This window comes from Acidimicrobiales bacterium, from assembly GCA_040219085.1.
Classification (GTDB): Bacteria; Actinomycetota; Acidimicrobiia; order Acidimicrobiales; family JAVJTC01; genus JAVJTC01.
In genome coordinates this window covers 111,348-135,847 of sequence record JAVJTC010000003.1, presented here as the reverse complement: position 1 = coordinate 135,847, position 24,500 = coordinate 111,348, and the positions used below count along the sequence as shown (strand labels likewise).

The window sequence follows — 24,500 nt, the reverse complement described above, 5'->3', positions numbered from 1 at the left end:
CGAACGTCGTTGGTCGGCGGGGGTGGGTGTGGACGGCTACTGAAGGAACTCGGGCGTGCCCATGTCCACCTCGGAGCCGAGACGCAGTGCGGTGGCGCGCCCGCTCTCGTCGAGGTCGAAGACCACGCGCTGACCCTGCCGGAGCATCCGGAACAGCGAGCCCTCGAGGGCGTCGGGCGCGAGCTCGTGCTCCTCGAGTCGACGATCGTCGATGACGACACCGTCGCGGGTCGTCGGGTCGTAGGACTTGATCACACCCTGCACAACTGCTCCTCGCCGGCTGCTCGGTCTTCGACACTATCCCGACGGGAGGGACGCGATGGAATCCGCCGGCGGCGCACCGTCGAAGCGGGTCGGCGCGCCCGCTGCGAGATGGTTCCGTGGGGGTCGCCGCCCCTACAGGGTCGGTGTCGCCGCCCACTAGCATTCCGGCCCATGACCGTTCACGCGCGGCTCGGCGCGTCGGAGATCGCGGACGTGATCCGTACCTACAGCGGCGCCCTCGGGCTCCACCGCGCCGCGATCAACCGTCTCAACGTCTACCCGGTGCCCGACGGCGACACCGGAACCAACATGTCGCTGACCCTCGAGTCCGTCTCCGCGGAGATCGCCGACGCCGACGATCTCGCCTCGGTCTGCAAGGCGATCTCGCACGGTTCACTCATGGGGGCGCGGGGCAACTCCGGGGTGATCCTGTCCCAGCTCCTGCGGGGGTTCGCCGACACGATCCTGCGCGCCGGGGGCCTCGATGTCGAGAGCCTCGCGGACGCCCTCCACAACGCCTCGGAGGCCGCCTACGGCGCAGTGATGCGCCCGGTGGAGGGGACGATCCTCACGGTGGCGGCGGCCGCGTCCGAGGCGGCCCGCGAGGCCGCCGGGCGAGGAGACGAACTGGTCACGGCCCTCGAGGTGATCCGGGACCGTGCCGCGGCGACCCTCGCCCGCACGCCCGAGATGCTCGAGGTTCTCGCGACGGCGGGCGTCGTGGATGCCGGAGGCGCAGGGTTCGTGCTCTTCGTCGATTCGATGCTCACCGTCGTCGACGGGCGGCCGCTGCCCGAGCCGGAGGTCACCACCGGGGACGTCCACGCCGGGTCCGTGGGCACCGGTTCGGCGGCCGCGGCCGGGGCTGACAAGGACATCGCAGATCTCCGCTACGAGGTCATGTTCCTGCTCGACGCGGACGACACACGCATCGGTGACTTCCGGGAGGCCTGGGGCGTCGTCGGCGACTCGATCGTCGTCGTGGGCGGCGACGGACTGTGGAACTGTCATATCCACACCGACGACATCGGCGCCTCGATCGAGGCAGGTATCGCCGTGGGACGACCGCACAACATCCGTGTCACGGACCTCCTCGACGAGGTCGACCACGTCGAGGACGTGGCCCCACCCGGTGCGGCCGGGTCGTTGGACGGCGCTGTCGAGGGCCTCTTCGTCGGCCATCACGAGCCAACCCGCACGGCGGTGGTCGCCGTGGGTGCCGGCGACGGCGTACGCCGGATCTTCGAGTCGTTGGGCGTACAGGCGGTCGTCGTGGGCGGCCAGACGATGAATCCCTCCACCGAGATGCTCGTCCGGGCGGCGGAGGCGGTCTCGGCCGAGCAGATCGTCGTTCTCCCGAACAACAAGAACATCGTCCCGGTGGCCCACCAGGTCGCCGGGTTCACCGCCCGGCCCGTGAAGGTGGTCGAGACGAGGTCGGTCGCGGAAGGCTTCGCGGCTCTGCTCGCGTTCGATCCCGAGGCCGACGCGGAGACGAACGAGGCGGCCATGACGGCGGCCGCCGCGGCGGTGGTATCCGGTGATGTGACCCGGGCGGTGCGCGATGCGACCACTGCGGTGGGGCCGGTCGTCTCGGGCGACCACCTGGGGCTCGATCGCGCGGGCGTGCGGGTCGTCGCCGGTGACCTGGTCACCGCCACGACGGGCCTGCTGGATGCTCTCGTGGGCGACGACCATGAGATCGTGACGCTCATCGAAGGCACCGAAGCGGACGACGCGTCGACCACGGCGATCGTCTCGTGGTTGGCAGAGCACCGTCCCCATGTCGAGGTCGAGGTGCACGACGGCGGCCAGCCCTTGTACCCGTATCACGTGGGGGTCGAGTAGCCCCCGTGGCGTCGACGGAGGCGCCGATCGGTCTCGCCGAGTTGGCCGACATGGCCGTGACCCGCCTTGCCGGCGTGGGTGAGAAGCGGGCGGCGGCACTCGCCGAGGTCGGCATCGGGTCGGTTCTCGACTTGTTGATGTACTACCCGCGCCGCTACATCGACCGCACCAACGAGGCCACCGTCGCAGACCTCGCGGCGGCGGTCGCCCGCACCGGGGACGGTGAGTCCGACACCGGGGCCGAGGGGATGGTTCTGGCAACCGTCGAGAAGGTGTCGGCGCGCCGCACGCGCAACCGCCGTTCGCTCGTGACCGTGCGGGTGGCGGACGCCACGGGCCGTATCGAGTGCGTCTTCTTCAACCAGCCGTGGCGCCAACGCCAGCTCGCCGAGGGCAGCCAGGTCATCGTCTACGGCAAGGCGACCACCTACAGGGGCGCGCTGCAGATGAGCAACCCGATCGTGGATCTGGTCGGTGATCAGACGGGGCGGATCGTGCCGGTGTACCCCCAGTCCGAGAAGGCGGGCCTGACGACCGGCGACGTGGGCCGCTGGGTCGCGGAGATCCTGCGCCGTTGTGAGCCGCGCGGGCTCGCGGACCCCGTGCCGGCGTCGTTGCTCGGGCGCCACGGTCTGGTCGGCCGTGGGACTGCGCTGCGCGCGATCCACCAGCCCGAGACGATGGGGGAGTGCCAGAGTGCTCGCCGGCGCCTCGTCTACGACGAGCTGCTGAGAATCCAGTTGTCGCTCGTGAGGGCCAAGCGCGAACTCGAGGCGACGACCGAGGGAATCGTCCACGACGTCACGGGGCCGGTCCTGGGCGGGTTCCTCGGTGGTCTCCCCTGGGATCTCACCGGGGCACAGCAGCGGGTCATCGACGAGGTGATGGCCGACCTCGCGTCGCCGGTCCCGATGCACCGGCTCCTGCAGGGTGACGTGGGTGCCGGCAAGACCCTCGTCGCCGTGGCCGCTCTCGTGGCCGCTGTCGACGGCGGCCACCAGGGTGCGTTCATGGCACCGACCGAGGTTCTGGCCGAACAGCACCACGGGAGCGTCACCGAGCTGTTGCGTGGAGCGACCGTCCCCGCGAACGAGGGGCTCTTCGCCGAGCGCGAGCTGCGGGTGGAGTTGCTGACCAACCGGATCACCGGGTCGAGCCGGACGAGGGTTCTCGAGGGCCTGGAGTCGGGTGAGGTCGACATCGTGGTCGGCACCCACGCCCTCCTTTCGGAGAACGTCGGTTTCGCGTCGCTCGGTGCGGTGGTCGTGGACGAACAGCACCGCTTCGGCGTCGAGCAACGGGCCGCGCTGCGGGGCAAGCGGACCGACTCGGTTGCCGACGTCCTCGTGATGACCGCGACACCGATCCCCCGGACGGCTGCAATGACCGTCTACGGCGACCTCGACGTGTCGGTTCTCGACGAGCTGCCTCCGGGTCGTACCCCGGTGCGCACCGAATGGCTGGTTCCCGACGCCGAGGGCGAGGCGTGGGAGGCGGTGCGCCGTGAAGTCGCCGCCGGCCGCCAGGCCTACGTCGTGTGCCCACTGGTGGAGACCTCCGAGAAGCTCGAGGTGGCGTCGGCCACGGAGACCTGGGAACGTCTGCGGGAGGGTGAGCTCTCGGATCTGACCCTCGGCCTGCTCCACGGGCGGGTGTCGTCGGGCGAGAAGGAGAAGGTGATGACGTTGTTCCGCGACGGCGCGGTCGACGTGCTCGTCGCGACCACGGTCATCGAGGTGGGGGTGGACGTCCCGAACGCGACCGTGATGGTGGTGCTCGGCGCCGACCGTTTCGGGATAGCGCAGCTCCACCAGCTGCGGGGCAGGGTCGGGCGGGGTGCCGAAGAGTCCCGCTGTTTCCTCGTCGCCGAGGCCGTCACCGAGGAGGCCGAGGAGCGTCTCGCTGCGCTCGTGGCGTCCACCGACGGCTTCGAGCTCGCCGAAGTGGACCTGGACCTGCGGGGCGAGGGCACCGTCATGGGGGAGCGACAGAAGGGCCGCAGCGATCTGCGGCTGGCGTCGCTGCGGCGTGATCGTGAGTGGGTGGCCAGGGCCCGCAGTGACGCGATCGAGCTCCTGGACACCGATCCGGGGCTCGCGGCGAACCTCGAGCTGGCGTCGGAACTCGACGCTCTGCTCGGTTCGGTCGAGACCGACTATCTGATGAAGTCGTGAGCGACCCCGGGCCCGAGGTTCATCCCTCCGAGATCGCACGGCGCGGCGAGATCCGTCGGATCGGAGCCGAGAGGTTCGGTGTCGCCGCGGCGACCCTCGCCTCCGCCTATCGCGCCGACCCGCTCGTGGCCTGGAGTCTCGCGGCGGACACCGCCGTCCTCGGGGCCGAGGCCCACGAGCGCTACTGGCGGGGGGTCCTGTGGGGTCTGCCGGCGGGCTCTGAGGTCCATGCGACCTACGGCGTGGAAGCGGTCGCCCTGTGGCGTCCGGCCGACCACACAGCGGTTCCCGGGGGCCGGGCCTTCGAGCTCGTGGCGCTGGGTGTGGATCCGGCGAGTCGGGGTCGGGGACTGGCCCGTCGCCTGGCCGAGGTCATGTTCGCCCGTGCGGACCGACTCGGTGCCGCACTCGTCGCGTGCCTGGCGGCGGACGGCACCAGGGATCTCACGGCGATCGGGGGCGTCGTCCGAGTCCGATCGGAGCCGGTCGCCGACGGCGGCCCCACCGTGGTCGAGTACCTCCGGGAGCCCGCCCGGTGAGCCGCAAGGGCAGACTCCGCATCATCGCGGGGGAGGCCCGGGGGCGTCTCCTGGCGGTCCCCGACGGCGAGGTGCGGCCGACGTCGGACCGGGCCCGGGAGGCGATCTTCAACGCGCTGGGGTCGATGGGCGCCCTCGACGGGGTCTTCGTCGACTTCTTCGCCGGTAGCGGCGCGCTCGGCCTCGAGGCGCTCAGCCGGGGAGCCGCGCACGCGACCTTCCTCGAGTCGGACCCACGGGCGCTGGAAGTCCTGACCGCGAACGTGGAGGCCCTCGGCTTCGCCGACAGGGCGACGGTGCGTCGGGCGGACTCGATGCGCTCTGCGGTCACCCTCACCGGCGACGTCGCCCTGTGCGATCCGCCCTACGTTTTCGACGGGTGGCCGGCCCTGCTCGGCGAGCTCGCGGAAGCGGGATTCGAGGTCGTGGTGATCGAGTCGGACCGCGAGATCGACCCCGGCGCAGGGTGGGCGACGTCGAAGCAGCGCCGATACGCGGGTACGGTCGTGACGATCGCACGACGGGAGTCGGCCGCCGTCGATTGACCACCGGGGGACTCGACACCTGTCGGGGTCCGTCGTGAGGGCGTCGACAGCGGCCACACTCACCTCAGGGTTTCTTCGAGCACGCAACGTTCTTCGAGCTGACAACGGAGTGAATGTGGTCCGGGTTCTCTATCCGGGGTCGTTCGACCCCGTCCACAACGGACACGTCGAGATCGTCGAGACGGCCGCGCGGCTCTTCGACGAGGTGGTCGTCGCCGCCATGCGAAATCCCCAGAAGGGCCAACCGCTGTTCGGCCTCGACGACCGCGAGGCGATGCTCAACGAGTGCTTCGGCCACCTCGACAACGTGCGCACCGTCATGTTCGCCGAACTCGTCGTGACGCTCGCGGCGCGCGAGGGCACAGATGTGATCGTGAAGGGGTTGCGGGCGGTGTCGGACTTCGAATCCGAGCTGCAGATGGCCCAGACGAACAAGGCGGTCTCGGGCATCGAGACGATCTTCCTGCCCTCGACGTCGAGCAGTTCGTTCATAGCGAGCAAGTACATCCGTGAGATCGCCCGCTTCGGAGGAGATGTGTCGTCGATGGTTCCCGAGCCCGTAGCGAAGCGACTGATCGACAGGTACATCACGTGAGCGATCACGACGGCACCGTCTACGCGGGCGACGACGAACCGAAGTCGGGCTCGTTGCGCGACACGGTCGACGTCGGAGAGGTTCTCGACCGGCTCCTGGCCATCGTCGAAGCCGCCCGGCCGGTTCCGCTGTCGGCATCGTCCATGATCAACAAGGACGAGGTGCTCGAGCTTCTCAACGAGGCGGCCGATGGTCTGCCCGATGAGCTGCGTGCGGCCCGTTGGCTCCTCAAAGAGCGCGAGGAGTTCCTGTCCAAGGTCAGGCGGGAAGGCGATGAGATCCTCGAACTCGCCCGTGCCCAGGCCGAGCGGATGGTGCAACGCACCGAGGTCGTCAAGGCGGCCGAGTCGCGCGCGCGCTCGATCGTCGACGACGCCGAGGCGGAGTCCCGCAAGATGCGCCACGAGGTCGAGGACTGGTGTGACCAGAAGCTGGGCAGCTTCGAGATCGTCCTCGAGAAGACGATGAACGCCGTCGCCGCGGGGCGCGCCCGGCTACAGGGTGACGTCCTCGAGCGGATCGCCGATCAGGAGCCTGAGGTGGACGAGGCCGAGGAGGCCGCGGCGCGTGGGTTCTTCGACCAGGACGACTCGTGACCACCGAGTCCGGACACGGCCGGCGCTCCCGGCCCCTGCTCGCAGTCGACATCGTGGCCCTGCTCCGGACGCCGGGTGTCCGTCGGACGTTCCGAGAGTCGGCGACCTTCGATGGGCTCGACAACTCCGACGTCGCGGTCCGCGGCCCGGTGGACGTCGACCTCGTGGTGGAGGCGGTCGGATCCGACATCGTCGTGTCCGGTCGTGTGAGCGCTCCCTGGGTGGGAACGTGTCGTCGGTGTCTCGAGGAGGTCCACGGGACCGCCGGGCTCGACGTCCATGAGATCTTCGAACTCGAACCGACCGAGGGCGAGACCTACCGACGGGGTTCCGAGGAGATGGATCTCGACCCGATGGTGCGCGAGGCCGTGCTCCTCGGCCTGCCGCTCGCGCCCCTCTGCCGTGAGGACTGCGTGGGGCCCGATCCGCAGCGCTATCCGGCCCGTCCGCAGTCCGACGAGGGTCCACGGCCCGATCCCCGCTGGGCGGCGCTCGACGCCCTGCGTCCCGACGTGAGCGAGCCCTCCGACCGTTGAGCGCGCCCTCCCCGTGACGGCGGATGGGGTCGAACCCGTCCGATCTCGCATCCGGCACCGCTAGGCTTGCGCATCCGTGCCGGCGGCTCCGGTGCGGTCTCTCCAGTCTCCGAGCCCCGTACAACGCGACGGTGGTTCCACCCAGGAGTTCCGATGGCAGTCCCCAAGAAGAAGACCTCCAAGGCGAAGTCCCGCAGCCGCCGTGCGTCCGCGTGGACCGTCGATGCCCCGGCGCGGGGCGTCTGCCCACGGTGCGGCTCCGCCAAGCGCCCGCACCGCGTGTGCGGGGAGTGCGGCTGGTACGCAGGCCGCCAAGCCGTCGACGTCGAGTAGGCGAGCCCACTTGTTACCGATCGCGCTCGACGCGATGGGGGGCGACAGCGCACCCGATGACATCGTCGCGGGGGCGCGTCTTGCCGCCGATAGCGGGCTCGACATCGTGCTCGTCGGGCCCCCGGAGCTGATCGGCGGACTCGGCTTCGAGGTCATTGCGGCCTCCGAGGTGATCGCGATGGACGCCGACGCAGGTTCGAGCGTCCGCAAGATGAAGGACTCGAGTCTGGTGCGCGCCGCGGAGGCCGTCCGCGACGGACGGGCGTCGGCCATGGTCAGTGCCGGCAACACCGGTGCCACGATGGCCAGCGCACTGTTGCGGATGGGCAGGATCCGCGGGGTCGCACGTCCCGCCATCGCAACGCCGCTGCCCGTGCCCGGGCGTGAAACCCCGAACGTGCTCATCGACGCCGGGGCGAACGCCGAGTGTCAGCCCGAGTGGCTCGCCCTCTTCGCACGGATGGGCGCCGTCTACGTCCGTGACAGGTACGGCACCATCGAACCGAGGGTGGGGCTCTTGTCGATCGGTGAAGAGGCGGGCAAGGGGACTCCGCTGGTCAAGGAGGCTTTCGAGTTGTTGTCCGACGATGCGTGGCAGTCCGTGGTCGGATGCCGTTTCGTCGGAAACGTCGAGGGCCGGGACCTTCTCGCCGACGAGGCGGACGTGATCGTGACGGACGGTTTCACGGGCAATGTGGCGCTGAAGACAGCCGAAGGTGTCGCCCGCACGGTGACGAAGGCCCTGCTCGAGGCCTTCGACAGCTCCGATGACGCCCGCCGTGGCGCCGAGCTGCTGATGCCCGCCCTGCTCCCGCTGTACGAGACGTTCGACCCCGAGTCGACCGGGGGCGCCGTCCTGTTGGGCGTCCGGGGCGTGTGTGTCATCAGCCACGGGTCATCGGGTCCGAAGGCGGTTGCCAACGCGCTGACGGTGGCCGCCGACCTGGTGCGTGGTGATGTCGTCGGGCACCTCACCGACGCCGTCGCCGGATAGACTGCCCCGGTCCGAAACCCGCGATCCAGGAGCAGACGTTGCCGGCCGAGACGCATGTGGCAGGTGGGCCGCTCGATCGCGATGCGATCCTCGCCCTCGTACGTGAACGCCTCGCCGAGATCCTCGAGATCGAGCCGTCGGCGATCAACGAGGGGGATTCCTTCGTCGACGATCTCGATGCCGACTCGCTCGCTCTGATCGAGTTGGTCGAGGCGATCGAGGAGGACCTGGCGGAGAGGTCTGTCGGCTTCCGCATCGATGACGAGGACCTCGAAGACCTCAAGTCCGTGCGGGACGCGGTGGACTATGTCCACTCCCGTCTCGACTGAGTGGTCCAGCCCGACCGGTCCCAGACCGACCTCGCCGGCCGACTCGGCCACGAATTCGCCGACCCGGCGCTTCTCCGACGAGCCCTGACTCACCGGTCGTGGGAGGCCGAGCAGGACGAGTCGTCGAACGAGCGTCTGGAGTTCCTCGGGGACGCCGTGCTGGGTCTCGCCGTGGCGGACCACGTGTTCGCCACCCGGCCCGACATGGCCGAGGGTCTGCTCGCGAAGACCCGTGCCGACGTCGTGTCGGCCGACGCGCTGGCCGAGGTGGCCCTCGAACTCGACATCGGGTCGGCGTTGCTGCTCGGCAAGGGAGAGGACTCGAGCGGCGGTCGTACGAAACCGTCGATCCTCGCGGACGCGCTCGAGGCGCTGATCGGCGCGGTGTACGTCGACGCGGGCTGGATACCGGCCCGTCGCCTGGTCCTGTCACTGTTCGGTGAGAAGATCGAGGCCGCCGCCATGGGTCCCGGCATCGATGACCACAAGACCCGGCTCCAGGAGTTGGCGGCACGGGACCACGGTTCCGTGCCACGCTACGAGGTCTGTTCATCGGGGCCGGATCACGATCGTCGGTTCACCGCCAGGGCGGTGTTCGAGGATCGGACGTGGGGGCACGGTGAGGGTCGTTCGAAGAAGGAGGCGGAGCAGGCGGCGGCGGCCTCTGCTCTCGCCGAGATGAGGTCGTCGCAAAGCGACGCCGACCGGAGGGGAAAGTGATGGTCATCGGGCTACCCGAGATCGAGATTCTGCGCAGAGACCTCGAGCGAGAGGTCGCGGGCAAGAAGATCAAAGAGGTCGAGGTCCAGGTCGCCAAGCCGGTTCGGCGCAACCGGTCACGGGCCAAGTTCGTGGAGAAGCTGGAGGGCCACAAGATCGAGAAGGTCACCCGGATCGGCGTCACGCTCCTGCTCGAACTGGACGAGGACCAGATCCTCGTCGTGGAGATGGCCGATGGAGGGCAGCTCCGTCGCCACGCCAACAAGGACGACGTCGACGACGACAACGCGCTGACCATCACCTTCACCCAGCACGGCCAGCTCCGCCTCGTGGACCACGGCGGCGAGACCGCCATGTACGTGGTGAACGCGGACGACATGCCCGACACGGTCCCGTCGATCGTGGATCTCGGCATCGATCCGGTCGAGACGCCGATGTCGTGGCAGGACTTCGCCGAGGTGCTTCTGGGCTTCGACGGCGAGCTGAAGCAGTTGCTGACCAACCCGGCGGTCATCGTGGGCCTGAGTGACCTCTACGCGGACGAGATCCTGTTCAACGCCGGTCTGCGCTTCGACCGCACCACCGGGTCGCTGTCGGCTCAGGAGATCCGTCGGCTCTACCGTGCGGTGGTCGAGACGCTCCACGACGCCATGAAGTACAGCGGGACCCATGTGCCCGCCAACGCGTTCGTCGACGTGTTCGGCGAGCCGGGGTCCTACCAGGACCACCTGTCGGTGTGGGGCAAGGACGGCGAGCTGAGTCCCCGCTCGCGCAAGCCCATCGCCCGGACGAAGTACAAGGGCACGTGGACCTACTACTGCGAGCAGAGCCAGGTCTGACTTCGACGCGGCGCGCGCCCCCGCTGTTCCGGGCGCGCCGGGAGCCTGTGGGGCGGCGGTGCACGCCGAGGGTGCACCGCGCGGGGTCGGGGTGCCACTACGTTCGGCGGAGTGTTCCTACGGTCTCTGACCCTCAAGGGTTTCAAGTCCTTCGCAGACGCCACGACGCTCGACCTCGAGCCCGGAGTGACGGTCGTCGTCGGGCCCAACGGAAGCGGCAAGTCGAACGTCGTCGACGCCATCGCATGGGTGCTCGGAGCCCAGGCACCGAGCAGCGTGCGGTCGAACAAGATGGACGATGTCATCTTCGCCGGCACCGCCGATCGTCCCGCACTCGGTCGAGCGGAGGTGACGCTCACCATCGACAACTCCTCGGGTCAACTCGCGGTCGATTTCGAAGAGGTCACCATCCGCCGCACCCTCTTCCGCAGCGGTGACAGTGAGTACGCGCTCAACGGTGTGAGCTGCCGGCTGCTCGACATACAGGAGCTCCTGTCCGACAGCGGCGTGGGCCGCCAACAGCACACGATCATCTCCCAGGGGCAGATCGACGCGGTCCTCAACGCCCGGCCCGAGGAGCGACGTCATGTGATCGAGGAGGCCGCGGGGGTCCTCAAGTACCGGCGCCGCAAGGAACGCAGCGAGCGCCGCCTCGGCGCCACGGAGGCCAACCTGACGCGCCTGCAGGACCTGGTCCGTGAGGTGCGACGTCAGCTCAAGCCCCTCGAGCGACAGGCCGACGCCGCGCGCCGCCACGGTGACCTTCTCGACGAACTCGTCGCGCTCCGGACCCACATCGCCGGTCGGGAGATCGCGACGCTCAAGGAGCGCCTCCGCGCCGGTGCGGTTCGGCGCCGTGACCTGCTCGACACCGATGCCCGGCTGCGGGAGCAGCTGCGCGGTGTCGATGCCGCCGTGCTGGCCGCCGAGGCCCGGCTCACCTCCTTCGGTGGTGACGACGTGGGCGACTCACTCGCCACCTACGAGGGCCTGCGCGCCCGCGCCCACGGCGTCGCGCGCGTGGTCGACGAGCGTCGGCGCAGCCTCGCGGCCGAGTTGGCCCGCGACGGTGACCGCGAGATGGTCGACAGCCTCGTGGCCGAGCGTGAACGGCTCGCCACCGAACTCGATGACGTGGCCGCGCGGGTGGGCGGGCTCGAGACCGACGCGACTCAGCTAGAGGCCGCCGAGGTGGACCTCGCGGATCGCGCCCGGGCCTTCGAGGAACGGTGGAGCGACGCGGTGACCGCTGGTGCCGACGACGCCGGTCGGGTGCGCGGCGAGTTCGGTGCCGTCGAGAAGGCGATCAGCCGTGCCGACACCGAACGGAGCCAGGTGCGGCGCCGTATCGACGAGCTCGATGCGCGGCGTACCGGGCTGGACGCCGAGGCCGCCTCGATGCGTGACTCGCTCGCCATCTCCGTCACGGCTCTGTCCGCGGCCGAGGCGGCGCTCGTCGATGCCGAGGCCACGCTCACGCAGGCTGTCGATGCGGCGACCGTTGCCGAGGCCGCCGCATCGGAAGCCGAAGCCGACCGTCGTCACTGGACCTCACGCGCCGACGCGCTCGCACTCGCCCTCGACGAGGCCCGCGCCCGCTCCGGTGCCGAAGCGCTCGCCGGACTCGACGGGGCGCTGGGAACCCTCGCTGAGCTCGTCGAGGTCGACGCCGGCTGGGAGTCGGCCTTCGAGGCCGCTGCCGGCGAGGCCGTCGCCGCCGTCGTGGTGGCCGATCCGGCCACCGGTCGTGAAGCTCTGGCCCGGCTGGGTGAGCTCGATACCGCCGGCGCCGTCGTCGCCATGGGGATCGGCGGGCCGCAGACGCCGCCGGTCGGCCACGGCGAGCCGGTTCGTCCCCACGTCCGTGGAGTCTCCCCACTCGTCGACGTTCTCCTGGACAGCCTCATCGGTGGTGCCGTCGCGGTCGCCACGCCGGAGGCCGCCGTGGACGTCGTTCTCGACAGTCCGACGGCCGTCGTCGTCACCCGCGGTGGGGACCGGTTCTCGCCGACGGGTTGGCGGGTCGGGGTGGATCGTGCCGGGGCCACCGGGACCGCCCTCGAAGAGGCGATCCGGCGGGCGGAGACGGCCGTGCAGACGCTCGATGACGCCAAGGCCGCGCTGGCCGGCGCACGTCAGGCCCGGGCCGATGCCGAGCGGGGCGTCGCCGACGCCCGACGCGGCTGCAAGGTGGCCGAGGTCGAACGGGACCGGCTCCGGACCGACCTCGAACGCAAGGACGCGACGGGGCGCGAGATCGCCGTGGAGATCGAGGCCCTCGGCGCACGCGTGGAAGCTCTCGACGCCCGACTCGACGCAGACCGTCGACGCGCAGCGGAGTTGGCCGGTGAACTGCCGGCGCTCGAGCAGGCCGAGGCCGCCCGGGCGGAGTCCGGCCGCAGGATGGCAGCTGAGCGGTCCGATCTCGATGAACGTCGAGAGGCCGTCGGAGCCCTACGCCGTGACCTCGAGGTCCGCGCCGCGTCGCTGGAACAACGACGCGAGTTGTTGACGAAGCGGATCGCCGAGGTCGACACCCGGCTCGAAGGTCGACGCGAGGCCGAGGAGCAGGGACAACGCCGACGTGACGGTGTCACGGCTCGGCTCACCACGATCGAATCGCTCGGAGAGCTTCTCGGCGGTGCCGTGGCCGACCTCGACGGGCGGGTCACGACCCTCCGGGAGCGCCGCCGCCGCCAGAGCGACGAGGTCAGGGCCATCGCGGCTGAACTCGACGAGCTACGGAAGTCCCAGGCGGCGATGGCCGGCGAGATGAAGCTGGCGCGCGACGAAGCGGCCTCGATCGAAGTCGCCGAGGCCGAGTTGAACGTCCGCCTGGAGACGATCGTCGAGACGGTCCGCAGCGAGTTGGACTGCGAACCGGCCACGGCGGTCGCAACCGAGTGCCCCGAGTTGCCCGAGGGCGTCGCACCCTCCGCACGCGTCCGCGAACTCGACCGCGAGCTCAAGCTCATGGGCCCCATCAATCCTCTGGCGTTGAGCGAGTTCGACACCCTGTCCGAACGTCACGAGTTCCTCACGGGCCAGCTCGACGACGTCCGTAGCTCCCGTCGCGAGCTCCAGAAGGTCATCCGCGCCGTGGACGACGAGATCGTCCGGCTGTTCGCCGCGGCCTACGCCGACGTCGCCGAGAACTTCGAGACGCTCTTCGCCGCATTGTTCCCGGGCGGTAAGGGACGGATCCGCCTCACCGACCCCAGCGACATGTTGGCGACCGGCGTCGAGATCGAGGCACAGCCGTCCGGGAAGAACGTCCGCAAGCTCTCGCTGCTGTCGGGCGGCGAACGCTCGCTGACGGCGCTCGCCTTCCTGTTCGCCGTCTTCCGGAGCCGGCCGTCGCCGTTCTACGTGATGGACGAGGTCGAGGCCGCCCTCGACGACGTCAACCTCCACCGCTTCCTCGGTCTGGTGGCGGAGTTCCGCGACGACGCGCAGCTGCTCATCGTGAGCCACCAGAAGCGGACGATGGAAGCGGCCGACTGTCTCTACGGCGTGAGCATGCAGCCGGGCGGGGCCTCACGGGTCGTCTCGGAGAAGGCCGACACCGCTGCGTGAGCCGCTGACCGGTCGAGACTTCAGGGGAACCGTGAGAACCAGGCGAGCGACGTCGCTGCGGCCAGAGCCAGGACGAGGAGTGATCCCCCGACGAACCACTCGGTGACGTCGCTCTCGACCTCGACGAAGCCCACCGAGCTCCCGATGTCGCGATACACGTCGGCGAGTTCCGCGGCGCTTGCAGCGGCGAAGAACTGCCCGCCGGTGCCCTGGGCGATCGACAGGAGCGCCGCTTCGTTCACCGGCACGGGCACGAAGGGTTGGTCCGGCAGCGAGATGGCGCCGGCGTCGGTGCCGAACGCGATGGTCGACACCGGGATCGCCGCCTGCAGAGCCGCTTCTACGGCGATCTCGTCGGCACGTCCCGCGGTGGTCTCGCCGTCGGACATGACCACGATGCGCGCGGGGGGAGCGGACCCGGTCTCGTCGGGTGGCACCGAGTCCAGGGCCTGCAGCGACGCGAAGATCGCCTCGCCGATCGCCGTGGCCTCGTCGAGTTCGAGGGCCTCGACAGCGACGATCGCGCTCTGGCGGTCGGTCGTCGGTGCGACGCGTACCACGGCGACGCCGTTGAAACTCACGATCCCGAGGTTGATCTCTTCGGGAAGCTCCCTGATGAACTCGACCGCGGCGGTCTTGGCGGCCTCGATCCGCGACGGGCGGACGTCGTCGGCCTCCATCGACAGAGAGGTGTCGATGGCGAGGACGATGGTCGCTCGTTCCCTCGGCACCTCGGTGCTGCGCGCCGGTGCGGCGAGGGCGCCGACGAGGCCTATCGCCGCCAGTGTCATCAGCGCGGCGGGCACGTGGCGTCGCCACGACGGGCGCCTGGGTGCGACCGAGTCGAGGAGTTCGACATTGGTGAACCGGACCGCGTAGGCCTTGCGGCGAAACTGCATGAGTACGTAGGCGACGATGAATGCCGCTACGAGGAGGAGCCACCACAGGCGGCCGGCGGCGAGGAACGTCACGGCGACGTCACCCCTGCGGCAGCGGCGGCGGCCCCGGCGTGGCCGTTGCGGCGGCGTCTGACGTCGACGAAACGGGCGACGTCGAGCAGCCAGTCCCGGTCGGTGCGCAGCACCAGGTGGTCGGCTCCGGCCCAGCGGATCGCCGACGCGATGGCCTGGCGCTGGTCGGCAGCAGCCTGTGCGTAGCGTCGCCGCAGCTTGCGTGAACGGGTGTCGATCTCGCGGACGGCTCCGGACTCGGGGTCGGCGAGGGTCAGCAGTCCGACGTCGGGCAGTTCGAGCTCACGGGGATCGACGACCTCGATGCACAGCGTCTCGTGGCGGGCGGTGACCCTTCGCAGTGACCGTTCCCAACCCTCCTCGGCGAGGAAGTCCGAGATCACGACGGCCAGGCCGCGCCGGTGGTGGCCACGGGCGGTATGGGCCATCGCCGGTCCGAGCGCGGCGCGACCTCCGTCGGTGACCGGTGTCGTCACCAGGCGGTGCAGGAGGGCCTGTACGCCGACGCGGCCCTGGCGCGGCGGCCAGGACCAGCCACCGTCGGCGGTGATGACCTCCGCTCCGAAACGGTTGCCGGTCCGCGCCGTGAGATGGGCGATCGCGGCAGTGGCGGCGATGATCAGGTCGCGCTTGGTGTGGATGGCGGTGCCGAAGGCGACGCTGGGCGAGAGGTCGACGACGACGCGTGTCTCGAGTTCACGGTCGGCGACCGTCTCGCGGACGTGGACCTGCTGGGTGCGTGCGGTGACGTTCCAGTCGATGCGGCGGACGTCGTCGCTGGGGGTGTAGAGGCGGGTCTCGCCGAGCTCGGACCCGTGGCCCGACACGAGCCCGCGGTAGTCGCCGTGCAGCAGGCCGTCGAGGCGGCGCCGCACGTCGAGCTCCAGGGTGCGTAGCAGCCTCGCCGTACGCGCCTCGTCCGTCTCGGCCGCGCGCAGTGGGTCGGACCCGTCGCTGTCAGGGCCCATCTAGAAGGTGCTCGCCCGCTGGATCGCCGGGTCCTGGGAAGGGGCGATGCGCGGGGCGGGCACCGTCGAGAGGATCCTCACGACGATCTGGTCCGCCACGAGGTCACGGGCGAGGGCCTCGTAGGACAGGACGACGCGATGGCGCAGGATCTCCGGTGCGACGTCGAACACGTCCTGGGGGAGTGCGTATGTCCGGCCCCGCAGTAGAGCCAGCGCGCGCGCTGCCGCCACGAGGCCCAGGCTTGCGCGCGGACTCGCCCCGTAGGCGATCAGCTCGTCGAGTTCGGGGAGGCCGAAGTCCGCCGGCTTGCGGGTCGCCATCGTCAGTGACACCGCGTAGTGGACGACGCCGCGGTCGACGTACACCCGCCGCGCCTCGGTCTGCAGTCCGATCAGCTGCTCGAGGCTCAGCATCTGTCGTGGGACCGGAGGGCTGACCCCCATGCGGTTCACGATCTCGACCTCCTCGGCGGCGGAGGGGTGGTCGACGACGATCTTCATGAGGAAACGGTCACGTTGGGCCTCCGGAAGTGGGTAGACCCCCTCGGATTCGATCGGATTCTGTGTCGCCAGGACGAGGAAGGGGTCCGGAGCCGGGAACGTCTGTCCGCCGATGGAGACCTGACGCTCGGCCATGATCTCGAGCAGTGCGGACTGGACCTTCGCCGGGGCGCGGTTGATCTCGTCGGCGAGCACGAAGTTGGCCATGACCGGCCCGAGCTCGATGTCGAAGCTCTCGGTCGACGCCCGGTAGATCCGGGTCCCCATGATGTCCGCAGGCAGGAGGTCCGGCGTGAACTGGATCCGTCGGAAGCTGCCACCGACGACGTCGGAGAGGGTCTCCACGGCGAGGGTCTTCGCGAGGCCGGGAGCGCCCTCCAGCAGGCAGTGACCACCGGCGAGGAGCGAGACGAGGAGCCGTTCCACCATTCGCCCCTGGCCGACGATGACCTGTTTCACCTCGAAGAGGGTCTGCTCCAGGGGGCTCCCCTCCGCTGAGCCGGACAGGGGCACCCGCGACGAACCAGCCTGCTCATCGGAGGATGCGGGCGGGGGAGGGGTCCCGGCGGGCGGCATCGGGGGTGGCGGAGGCAGCGTGGCCGTGGCCGGTGGCGGTAGCTCCGGCGAGTCGGCGGCGACGACGGGGATCTCGCCGGTCGTGGCCCCCCACGTGTCGTCGGAGCGGCTCGTGTCGGGACCTTCGGTCACTTCGTTCCTCACGTCGTTCGGGGGTCGCGGTAGGGCACGCACCGCAGGGCACCACGATGGCGCGAAACTCACTGTAAAGCTGTGCCGGGCCCGCCGGACGGCGGCCGGGCGCCGCCAACGGTGGGGTGCCGGCCGCTACCGTCGGACCATGCGCCTGCTCGTCGTCGACGACGAACGCGAGCTCACCGAAGCCATCGCCCGGGGTCTGCGCCGTGACGGCTACGCCGTGGACGTCGCCCACGACGGCCGGGAGGCTCTCGAGAAGGCACGCCTCGTTCCCTACGATCTCATATGCCTCGACGTGACCATGCCGTACATGGACGGCCGCGAGGTGTGCCGGCGGCTGCGCTCGGAACCGCCCCACGGTGAGAACCCCCGCATCTTGTTCCTGACGGCACGCGATGAGCTCGATGAACGCGTCGCCGGACTCGACGACGGCGCTGACGACTATCTCGTGAAGCCCTTCGCCTTCCCGGAGTTGTCGGCCCGCATCCGCACACTGTTGCGGCGCGATGCCGGCGCCTCGGGAGCGGTGCTCGTCGTCGGCGACATCTCACTCGACACCGCGACCCATGAGGTCAGGCGTGCAGGCAACGAGATCGCGCTCACCGCGAAGGAGTTCGCGCTCCTGCGCTACTTCATGAGCTCACCCGGACGGGTGATCTCCCAGGAGGAGCTCCTCGAACACGTCTGGGACGAACACGCCGACCCCTTCACCAACACCGTGCGGGTGACGGTCGGCACGCTGCGGCGCAAGCTCACCGAGGCCGATGAGGAGGCACCGCCGATCGAGACGGTGATCGGGCAGGGCTATCGCCTCGTGGATGCCGAACCGGCCGTCGGGGTCGTGGACGGCGACGGTGACTGATCGGGGTCGGTCGGAGCGGCCGGCGGACGGAGACGCGCCGCCGGCTGCCATGCGTGTCCCTCCCGATGCGCCGGCACCTCCCGAGCTCTCGGTCGGGCGCCTCGGCCGGGTCGGGCGGCGGATGCCGGCCTGGATGGGTTCGATCCGGTTCAGGTTGACCCTGGTCTATTCACTGGTCCTGTTCGGCCTCGCCGCCATCGTCGTCGGCGGCGTGTACTGGGGCCTGGCCCGTTCCCTCGACGACCAGCCCGTGTCCCAGGAGTACGTGGTCCCGCTGCGCAGCTTCGTCCAGGGCCGTTCGGTCATCGTCCAGGACGAGGTACGCCTCGCGATCCTCGACGTCGAACAGCTCGCGAACGAACGGGCTCTCGAGCAGCTCCAGACGTACTCGCTGGGCGCGCTCATAGCGCTCTTCTTCGCGAGCCTCGTGGTGGGTTGGGTGGTCGCGGGACGGGTGTTGCGCCCGATCGGCCGTATCACCGGTGTGGCCCGGGAGATCCAGGCGACCGATCTGTCGCGTCGTATCAGCCTGGACGGGCCCGACGACGAGCTGCGGCAGTTGGCTGACACGTTCGACGAGATGCTGGACCGTCTCGACGACGCGTTCCGGACCCAGCAACGCTTCATCCAGGAGGCGAGTCACGAGTTGCGCAACCCGCTCGCCGTGATCAGGACGAACCTCGACGTCACCTCCAGCGATCCGAATGCGACGGTCGAGGACTACCGGCAGACCGCAGACCTGGTCGGACGGTCGATCGAGCGGATCTCGCGCGTCGTCGACGACCTGCTCGCCTACGGCCGCCACCAGAACGTGGCGCTGCGTAGCGAACCGGTCGAGATCGCCCGGCTGGTCAATGACATGGCCGAGGAGTTCTCGGGTTCGGCGGACACCGCGGGCGTCGAGATCGCGACGGCGGCGCCGAGCGCCCTGTGGGTCATCGGTGACCCGGACTCGCTGCGTCAGGCACTCGCCAACCTCCTCGCGAACGCCGTGCGGGTCGCACCGCGGGGTTCGGCGGTCCGGATCGCGGCGGGCCTCGAGCAGGGCTGGGTGTGGCTTGCGGTCTCCGACGAGGGCCCGGGCATCGCGCCCGAAGACGTCGAGCGTGTGTTCCAGCGATTCGAGCGTGGACCCAACCGCTCTGCGGACGGTGCAGGTCTGGGGCTCGCGATCGTCCGGCAGACGGCGGAGGCCCATCGGGGAGAGGTGCGTCTGACGAGTGAGGTGGGGAGAGGGTCGACCTTCACGATCTGGTTGCCTGCGCTGATGCCCGCAGATCCTGGTGTCGACACGGTCGAGATCCCCCTCGCCCGTCCCTGAGGCACCCAGGGCCTTCTGCCGACGTGTCCTGTCGCCGTTGAAGTCGCGCCGCGACCTGCCGATCAGGCGGGAGCGGGAACAACGAACGGGCTTACGGCTTCTTTCGGTCGTCACTCGTACGTTCGAGTCCGAACAGACCCCCGCCATGCATCGAGGAGCCACCAGTGAGCGACGAGCGCAGCAGCGATCCGTGGTCGGCCGTGCCGCCGCGGACGCCGCCGGCCGACGACCACGAACAGCCCGCCGGGCCGACCACGTCGACTGACGTACCGACCCGCGACATGGCCTGGGCATCCAGCGCGACCGGTGGGGGAAATCCCTCCCCTCCCACCGCGCCGCCGGATCGCCCGCCGTCGACTGCAACCGTGACCTATGCCCCCCCTCCGGTCCCGGACCCGCAGACGACGGCCCCACCGCCCGGTCGCGGCCAACCGGCCGCGACCGGGCGGCGACGGGCCCGTTGGTTCGTCCTCGCGGCGGTGGTGGGAGCGCTTCTCGTGGCTGCGGGGGTCGCTGCAGGCTTCACGCTCGCCGACGACAACTCCTCGGACAGCGTCGTCCCGGCGGTCGACTCGGGTGGCGTTGACACGTCGACCGCCCCCGCTGGCGGCGACACGGGTGCAGCCGGGGGTGCCACCGACGACCCGGGGACGGGGACGTCCACACCTCAGGCGCCGGCCCCGGGTGCGGGCACGCCGTCTTCGCCGTCTTCGGAGGAACCGGCTGCCGCTGCGGCCGCAGCCGTGTTGCCGACCGTCGTCCAGATCGACGTTGCGAACACCGGGACGGGCTCGGGGATCATCTACGACGACTCGGGGCTCATCATGACCAACGCCCACGTGGTCGATGCGGCCGAGACGGTGACGGTGAGGCTCCCGTCCGGGGTGAGGGTCGAAGGCCGGGTACTCGGCGCAGACCTGCGTACCGATGTCGCGGTCGTGCAGATCGACGCCACCGAGGAGTTCTCGGTGGCCGTCCTCGCCGGTCTGGACACGGTCGAGGTCGGTCAGATCGCAGTCGCCATCGGCAGCCCGTTCGGTCTCGAGTCGACGGTGACGGCCGGCATCGTCTCCGCGGTGAACAGGGTGGTCGGCAACAACCTGAACGGCGTCGAGCAGCAGGTCGAGATGATCCAGACCGACGCGCCCATCAACCCCGGCAACTCCGGCGGCGCCCTGGTCGACAAGGAGGGGCGGGTCATCGGGATGAACACCTCGATCCGCACCGACGGCAGTGAGGGGAACATCGGACTCGGCTTCGCCATCCCCATGGATACGGCCAGGCTGATCGCCGACCGGATCGTTGCCGGTGAGCCGCTCGAGTCGGGTTTCCTCGGTGTGACCATCACCGCTCCGGTGGTCGGGCAGCCGGGCGCGCTGGTGACCCTCGTCGAGCCGGGTACGCCCGCCGACGAAGCCGGCCTCGTCATCGGTGACCTGATCGTGGCCTTCGACGGCGAGGACGTGCGCTCGAACAACGACCTCGTCGCCAAGGTGCGGCTGCGGGTGCCCGGCGACACGGTCGAGATCGTCGTCATGCGTGATGGTGCCGAGACGACGTTGACAGCCACCCTCGGAACCGGCTGACTCACCCTTCGGGGCGCCCCTGTCCGCCGGTAGGCTCCGCGGATCATGGTCGTTCTGCTGGTCATCCTCATAGCCCTGGCCGTCGTCCTCGTCGGGGTCCTCGGCTTCGTCGCCACCCGTCATCGCGGCCGTGGGGCCGGTTCGGCTCCACCTGCGGCTCGTCGGGCGACGGGCCCCGACGGTGCCTCCGACACGGCGGTCCTCGATCGACCGGTCGCCGACGACACCGTCGTCGACGAGCCGGTCGTGCCGGAGGCCCCGCCCGTCGACGAGCTCGTCGCTCCGAGCTTCCTCGACCGCCTGGGTAAGGCCCGCCGTGCGATCGGCGGGTACTTCGGGTCGATCCTGTCGCGCAGTATCGACGACGAGACCTGGGAGGAGATCGAGGAGGCATTGATCTCCGCCGACGTGGGCGTGGCCACGACGTCGCAGCTGATCGAGCGTCTCCGGGAACGAGCCGCCGAGGCGGGGACCACCGAGTCAGCCGAACTCCTCGACATCCTCAAGGCCGAGATGAAGGCGGAGTTGGCCTCCGGCGACAGGTCCCTGTCGATCGGCGAGGCGCCTTCGGTGTGGTTGTTCGTCGGCGTCAACGGCGTCGGCAAGACGACCACCATCGGCAAGCTCGCGCACCGCGAGATCGTCGACGGCCGCACTGTGGTGCTGGCGGCGGGCGACACCTTCCGTGCCGCGGCCGCCGAGCAACTCGAGATGTGGGCGCAACGCTCAGGTGCGGGTTTCATCCGCGGTAGCGAAGGCGGCGATCCGGGCTCGGTCGTGTTCGACGCGATCGATCACGCCCGTGCGCGTGGCGCGGTGCTCGTCATGGCCGACACGGCTGGGCGTCTGCACACGAACACGAACCTGATGGAGGAACTCAGCAAGGTCCGGCGCGTGGCCGAGAAGGGTGCGGGCAGCGTCGCCGAGGTGCTCCTGGTCATCGACGCGACGACGGGACAGAACGGCTTGGTCCAGGCGCGACAGTTCGCGGATGCGGTCGACGTGTCGGGTGTGGTACTCACAAAGCTGGACGGATCGGCCAAGGGTGGCATCGTCTTCGCCGTACAGTCGGAGTTGGGAATTCCCGTCAAGTTGGTGGGTCTCGGTGAAGGGATCGGCGATCTCGTCGAGTTCGACGCCGACGACTTCGTCGATGCACTGTTCGCGTGACAAGGAGCCAGGACATGGGTAAGCGCAAGCACACTGACAGCGATCTGGTCGGGCTCGAGAGCCTCGGCGGTTCCGACGACGGCGCCAAGAAGGGGCTGTTCAAGAAGGTGACCGGTGTACCGGTCGCTCTCGTGAAGACACCGCTCGTCGTCGTGACGCGTCTGGTGAAGGGGATCGTCCACGCCCTCGGCGAGGTCCTGAAGCTTCCGGTGCGCGTCATCGGCGGGTTGGCCCGGCCGTGGAAGGGAAAGAAGAGCGACTCCGACGGGGAGTGATCCGGTCCGTCGGGAACCGGCGGGCCCTCGACGTCGTCCAACCGGTGTACTGCAGCCGATGAACGGAGACAGACCCGTGCGACGCCCACTCGCAGCCCTGCTGATCCTGGTGGCCCTGATCGTGGTCGCCTGCGGTTCCGACGGTTCGGACACCGCGACGGGCGATGATGACACAGCCTCCGGCGGCGACGACACAGCCTCGGACGGTTCGCCCGACGATGGGCAGTCCGCGCCCGGCGGCGACGACAGCGCGTCGGATGCTCCGCTCGACGATGGACGGTCCGCCTCCGGCGGCGACAGCACAGCGACGCGGCCCGTGGACGGGGTCGACGCGTACCCGGTGGCGAATCTCGACGTCACGGTCACCCACCCGGACAGGGCGGCGGTCACCTACGTCGTGTCCTGTCTCGGGGACACGGCGACGGTGCTCGGGTCGACGTCGGTCCGAGCAGAGTCGGCCTGCCTCGCGCTGAACGATCCTGAGGTCGTCACGCTGCTCACCGAGGGGCCGGCGGTGGATCGGATCTGCACCGAGCAGTACGGGGGCCCCGACGAGGCCGTCATCGGCGGTCTTCTCGACGGTGTCGAGGTGGACGTGACGATCACCCGGACCAACGGGTGCGGGATCGACGACTGGGACCGTGTCCTGGCTGCCGTTCTGCCACCTGCGATAGGCGTCACGAGCTGATCCTGTTCGGCGATCCGTGACCCGACCGGGCCGCCGCTAGGCTCGGGACCCCATGTTCGAAACACTTTCCGAACGCTTCGAGGGGATCTTCTCGGGCCTCAAGGGCAAGGGACGCCTCAAGGACTCCGACGTCGACGAGGTTCTCCGTGAGATCCGAGTCGCCCTTCTCGAGGCCGATGTCAACGTCGGTGTCGTCCGATCCTTCCGTGACCGGGTGCGTGAGCGCTGCGTCGGTGCCGACCTGCACGCGGCGCTGAACCCTGCCCAACAGGTCATCAAGATCGTCCACGAGGAACTGATCGCGACCCTCGGCGGCGAGGCGATCCGTATCGAGTTCGCCAAGAAGCCGCCCACCGTCGTGTTGATGGCCGGCCTGCAGGGCTCGGGGAAGACAACCAACTCCGCGAAGTTGGCGCGGTGGTTCAAACAGCAGGGACGCAACCCGCTGCTGGTCGGTGCGGACCTCCAACGGCCCGCGGCGGTCGAGCAGCTCCGCACCCTGGGTGGCCAGATCGACGTGCCGGTGTTCTCGGAGCCGAGCGATCCCGTCGAGGTCGCGCGCCGGTCTCTGGAGGAGGCGGCCGCCACGGGGCGTGACGTCGTCATCTGCGACACCGCCGGACGTCTCGCCATCGACGCGGAGCTGATGGGCCAGGTCCGTCAGATCTCCGAGGCCATCGAGCCGGACTACACCTTCCTCGTCGTGGACGCGATGACCGGCCAGGACGCGGTCGGCGTCGCGCAGGCCTTCCACGAGACCCTCGAGCTCGACGGCGTGATCCTCACGAAGCTCGACGGCGATGCCCGCGGCGGTGCAGCGTTGTCGGTGAAGGAGGTGGTCGGGCGCCCGATCGCATTCGCCTCCACCGGCGAGCGCGTCGAGGACTTCGACCTGTTCCACCCCGACCGTCTCGCCGGACGCATCCTCGGGATGGGCGACATGCTCACCCTCATCGAGAAGGCGGAGGGCGCCTATGAGGCGGAGGAGGCCGAGAAGGCCGCCGAGAAGATCCTCGACGGCACGTTCACGCTCGACGACTTCCTCGATCAGATGCAGCAACTCAAGAAGATGGGCCCGCTGACGAGCCTGATGGGGATGCTTCCCGGCGTGCCGAAGGAGGTGCGCGACGCGGAGATCGACGACCGCCAGATGGCGCGTGTCGAGGCGATGATCACCTCGATGACCTTCGAGGAGCGCGCCAATCCCGAGATCATCGATGCCTCCCGCCGGTCACGGATCGCAAACGGCAGCGGCATGAACCCCTCCGATGTCAGCCAACTCTTCAAGCAGTTCCGTGAGGTCCAGCGGATGATGAAGCGGATGGGCGGGCTCGGGTCGAAGCGCCTCGCGAAGAAGAAAAAGAAGAAGGGCAAGAAGGGCGGGCGGGTCACGCCGTCGAAGGCACAGAAGGCGAACGCGGCGAAGTCGCTGTCGTTGCCCGGACTCGATGACGGGGCCGGCGGTCTGGACCTGGACGAACTGCGTCGCCTGGGCGGCGGTTGACGTCGCTGCGGCCGGTCTTTCGCCCTCTGGGAAACCGCGGCGGCCCGACATG

Annotated in this window: 24 protein-coding genes; 20 read left to right on the top strand and 4 right to left on the bottom strand. The window is 69.7% G+C overall.

Annotated features, from left to right (window positions below; genetic code table 11):
- Positions 1–36: 36 nt before the first annotated feature.
- The gene (locus RIE08_01485) at positions 37–264 is read right to left on the bottom strand and encodes a hypothetical protein (GenBank protein ID MEQ8716258.1); all 228 of its coding nucleotides are present in this window, start codon (positions 262–264) and stop codon (positions 37–39) included.
- A gap of 171 nt (positions 265–435) precedes the next feature.
- On the opposite strand from RIE08_01485, the gene RIE08_01480 reads away from it, so the two are divergent.
- The 13 genes from RIE08_01480 (at position 436) to smc (ending at position 13,888) form a co-directional block, all read left to right on the top strand.
- Complete coding sequence (locus RIE08_01480; GenBank protein ID MEQ8716257.1) at positions 436–2,112, top strand: DAK2 domain-containing protein; 1,677 nt, start codon at positions 436–438, stop codon at positions 2,110–2,112.
- Positions 2,113–2,117: 5 nt separating this feature from the next.
- Positions 2,118–4,286 (top strand): ATP-dependent DNA helicase RecG, encoded by a 2,169-nt coding sequence (gene recG, locus RIE08_01475; GenBank protein MEQ8716256.1) that lies wholly within the window; start codon positions 2,118–2,120, stop codon positions 4,284–4,286.
- Positions 4,283–4,825 carry a hypothetical protein gene (locus tag RIE08_01470; GenBank protein ID MEQ8716255.1) on the top strand — a complete coding sequence of 181 codons (543 nt, stop codon included), beginning with the start codon at positions 4,283–4,285 and terminating at the stop codon, positions 4,823–4,825. Before recG ends, RIE08_01470 begins: the two co-directional genes overlap by 4 nt.
- Entirely contained in the window at positions 4,822–5,370 is a 549-nt protein-coding gene (locus RIE08_01465; GenBank protein ID MEQ8716254.1) for an RsmD family RNA methyltransferase, read from the top strand. Before RIE08_01470 ends, RIE08_01465 begins: the two co-directional genes overlap by 4 nt.
- Positions 5,371–5,485: 115 nt before the next feature.
- Complete coding sequence (gene coaD, locus RIE08_01460) at positions 5,486–5,965, top strand: pantetheine-phosphate adenylyltransferase (GenBank protein ID MEQ8716253.1); 480 nt, start codon at positions 5,486–5,488, stop codon at positions 5,963–5,965.
- Positions 5,962–6,561, top strand: a complete 600-nt coding sequence (locus RIE08_01455; GenBank protein ID MEQ8716252.1) for a hypothetical protein — start codon at positions 5,962–5,964, stop codon at positions 6,559–6,561. The genes coaD and RIE08_01455 overlap by 4 nt, the downstream gene beginning before the upstream one ends.
- Entirely contained in the window at positions 6,558–7,097 is a 540-nt protein-coding gene (locus tag RIE08_01450; GenBank protein ID MEQ8716251.1) for a DUF177 domain-containing protein, read from the top strand. Before RIE08_01455 ends, RIE08_01450 begins: the two co-directional genes overlap by 4 nt.
- A gap of 153 nt (positions 7,098–7,250) precedes the next feature.
- Positions 7,251–7,430, top strand: a complete 180-nt coding sequence (gene rpmF, locus RIE08_01445; GenBank protein MEQ8716250.1) for a 50S ribosomal protein L32 — start codon at positions 7,251–7,253, stop codon at positions 7,428–7,430.
- A gap of 10 nt (positions 7,431–7,440) precedes the next feature.
- Entirely contained in the window at positions 7,441–8,424 is a 984-nt protein-coding gene (plsX, locus tag RIE08_01440; GenBank protein ID MEQ8716249.1) for a phosphate acyltransferase PlsX, read from the top strand.
- A 38-nt stretch (positions 8,425–8,462) separates the two neighbouring features.
- Positions 8,463–8,753: an acyl carrier protein gene (locus tag RIE08_01435; protein MEQ8716248.1), complete on the top strand. Its 291-nt coding sequence runs from the start codon at positions 8,463–8,465 to the stop codon at positions 8,751–8,753.
- The gene (gene rnc, locus RIE08_01430) at positions 8,754–9,473 is read left to right on the top strand and encodes a ribonuclease III (GenBank protein MEQ8716247.1); all 720 of its coding nucleotides are present in this window, start codon (positions 8,754–8,756) and stop codon (positions 9,471–9,473) included.
- Positions 9,473–10,312 carry a DNA-formamidopyrimidine glycosylase family protein gene (locus tag RIE08_01425; GenBank protein MEQ8716246.1) on the top strand — a complete coding sequence of 280 codons (840 nt, stop codon included), beginning with the start codon at positions 9,473–9,475 and terminating at the stop codon, positions 10,310–10,312. Before rnc ends, RIE08_01425 begins: the two co-directional genes overlap by 1 nt.
- A gap of 111 nt (positions 10,313–10,423) precedes the next feature.
- Positions 10,424–13,888 (top strand): chromosome segregation protein SMC, encoded by a 3,465-nt coding sequence (smc, locus tag RIE08_01420; GenBank protein ID MEQ8716245.1) that lies wholly within the window; start codon positions 10,424–10,426, stop codon positions 13,886–13,888.
- Between the two features lie 20 nt (positions 13,889–13,908).
- On the opposite strand, the gene RIE08_01415 is transcribed toward smc, so the two are convergent.
- The 3 genes from RIE08_01415 to RIE08_01405 are packed head-to-tail and all read right to left on the bottom strand — an operon-like array spanning position 13,909 to position 17,036.
- Positions 13,909–14,859: a VWA domain-containing protein gene (locus RIE08_01415; GenBank protein MEQ8716244.1), complete on the bottom strand. Its 951-nt coding sequence runs from the start codon at positions 14,857–14,859 to the stop codon at positions 13,909–13,911.
- Entirely contained in the window at positions 14,856–15,827 is a 972-nt protein-coding gene (locus tag RIE08_01410) for a DUF58 domain-containing protein (protein MEQ8716243.1), read from the bottom strand. The genes RIE08_01415 and RIE08_01410 overlap by 4 nt, the downstream gene beginning before the upstream one ends.
- Positions 15,828–17,036, bottom strand: coding sequence for an AAA family ATPase (locus RIE08_01405; GenBank protein MEQ8716242.1), 1,209 nt, complete (start codon positions 17,034–17,036; stop codon positions 15,828–15,830).
- Between the two features lie 148 nt (positions 17,037–17,184).
- Here RIE08_01405 and RIE08_01400 point away from each other — a divergent pair, with 148 nt between their 5' ends.
- The 7 genes from RIE08_01400 to ffh all read left to right on the top strand — a co-directional run bounded on the left by RIE08_01400 (position 17,185) and on the right by ffh (position 24,448).
- Entirely contained in the window at positions 17,185–17,904 is a 720-nt protein-coding gene (locus RIE08_01400; protein ID MEQ8716241.1) for a response regulator transcription factor, read from the top strand.
- A gap of 133 nt (positions 17,905–18,037) precedes the next feature.
- On the top strand, positions 18,038–19,225 hold the full coding sequence (locus tag RIE08_01395; GenBank protein ID MEQ8716240.1) for a HAMP domain-containing sensor histidine kinase: 1,188 nt from the start codon (positions 18,038–18,040) through the stop codon (positions 19,223–19,225).
- Between the two features lie 365 nt (positions 19,226–19,590).
- Positions 19,591–20,811, top strand: coding sequence for a trypsin-like peptidase domain-containing protein (locus RIE08_01390; GenBank protein ID MEQ8716239.1), 1,221 nt, complete (start codon positions 19,591–19,593; stop codon positions 20,809–20,811).
- Positions 20,812–20,856: 45 nt separating this feature from the next.
- On the top strand, positions 20,857–21,981 hold the full coding sequence (ftsY, locus tag RIE08_01385; GenBank protein MEQ8716238.1) for a signal recognition particle-docking protein FtsY: 1,125 nt from the start codon (positions 20,857–20,859) through the stop codon (positions 21,979–21,981).
- A gap of 14 nt (positions 21,982–21,995) precedes the next feature.
- Complete coding sequence (locus tag RIE08_01380; GenBank protein MEQ8716237.1) at positions 21,996–22,256, top strand: hypothetical protein; 261 nt, start codon at positions 21,996–21,998, stop codon at positions 22,254–22,256.
- A 76-nt stretch (positions 22,257–22,332) separates the two neighbouring features.
- Complete coding sequence (locus tag RIE08_01375) at positions 22,333–22,944, top strand: hypothetical protein (protein ID MEQ8716236.1); 612 nt, start codon at positions 22,333–22,335, stop codon at positions 22,942–22,944.
- A gap of 52 nt (positions 22,945–22,996) precedes the next feature.
- Positions 22,997–24,448 carry a signal recognition particle protein gene (ffh, locus tag RIE08_01370; protein ID MEQ8716235.1) on the top strand — a complete coding sequence of 484 codons (1,452 nt, stop codon included), beginning with the start codon at positions 22,997–22,999 and terminating at the stop codon, positions 24,446–24,448.
- Positions 24,449–24,500: the final 52 nt, after the last annotated feature.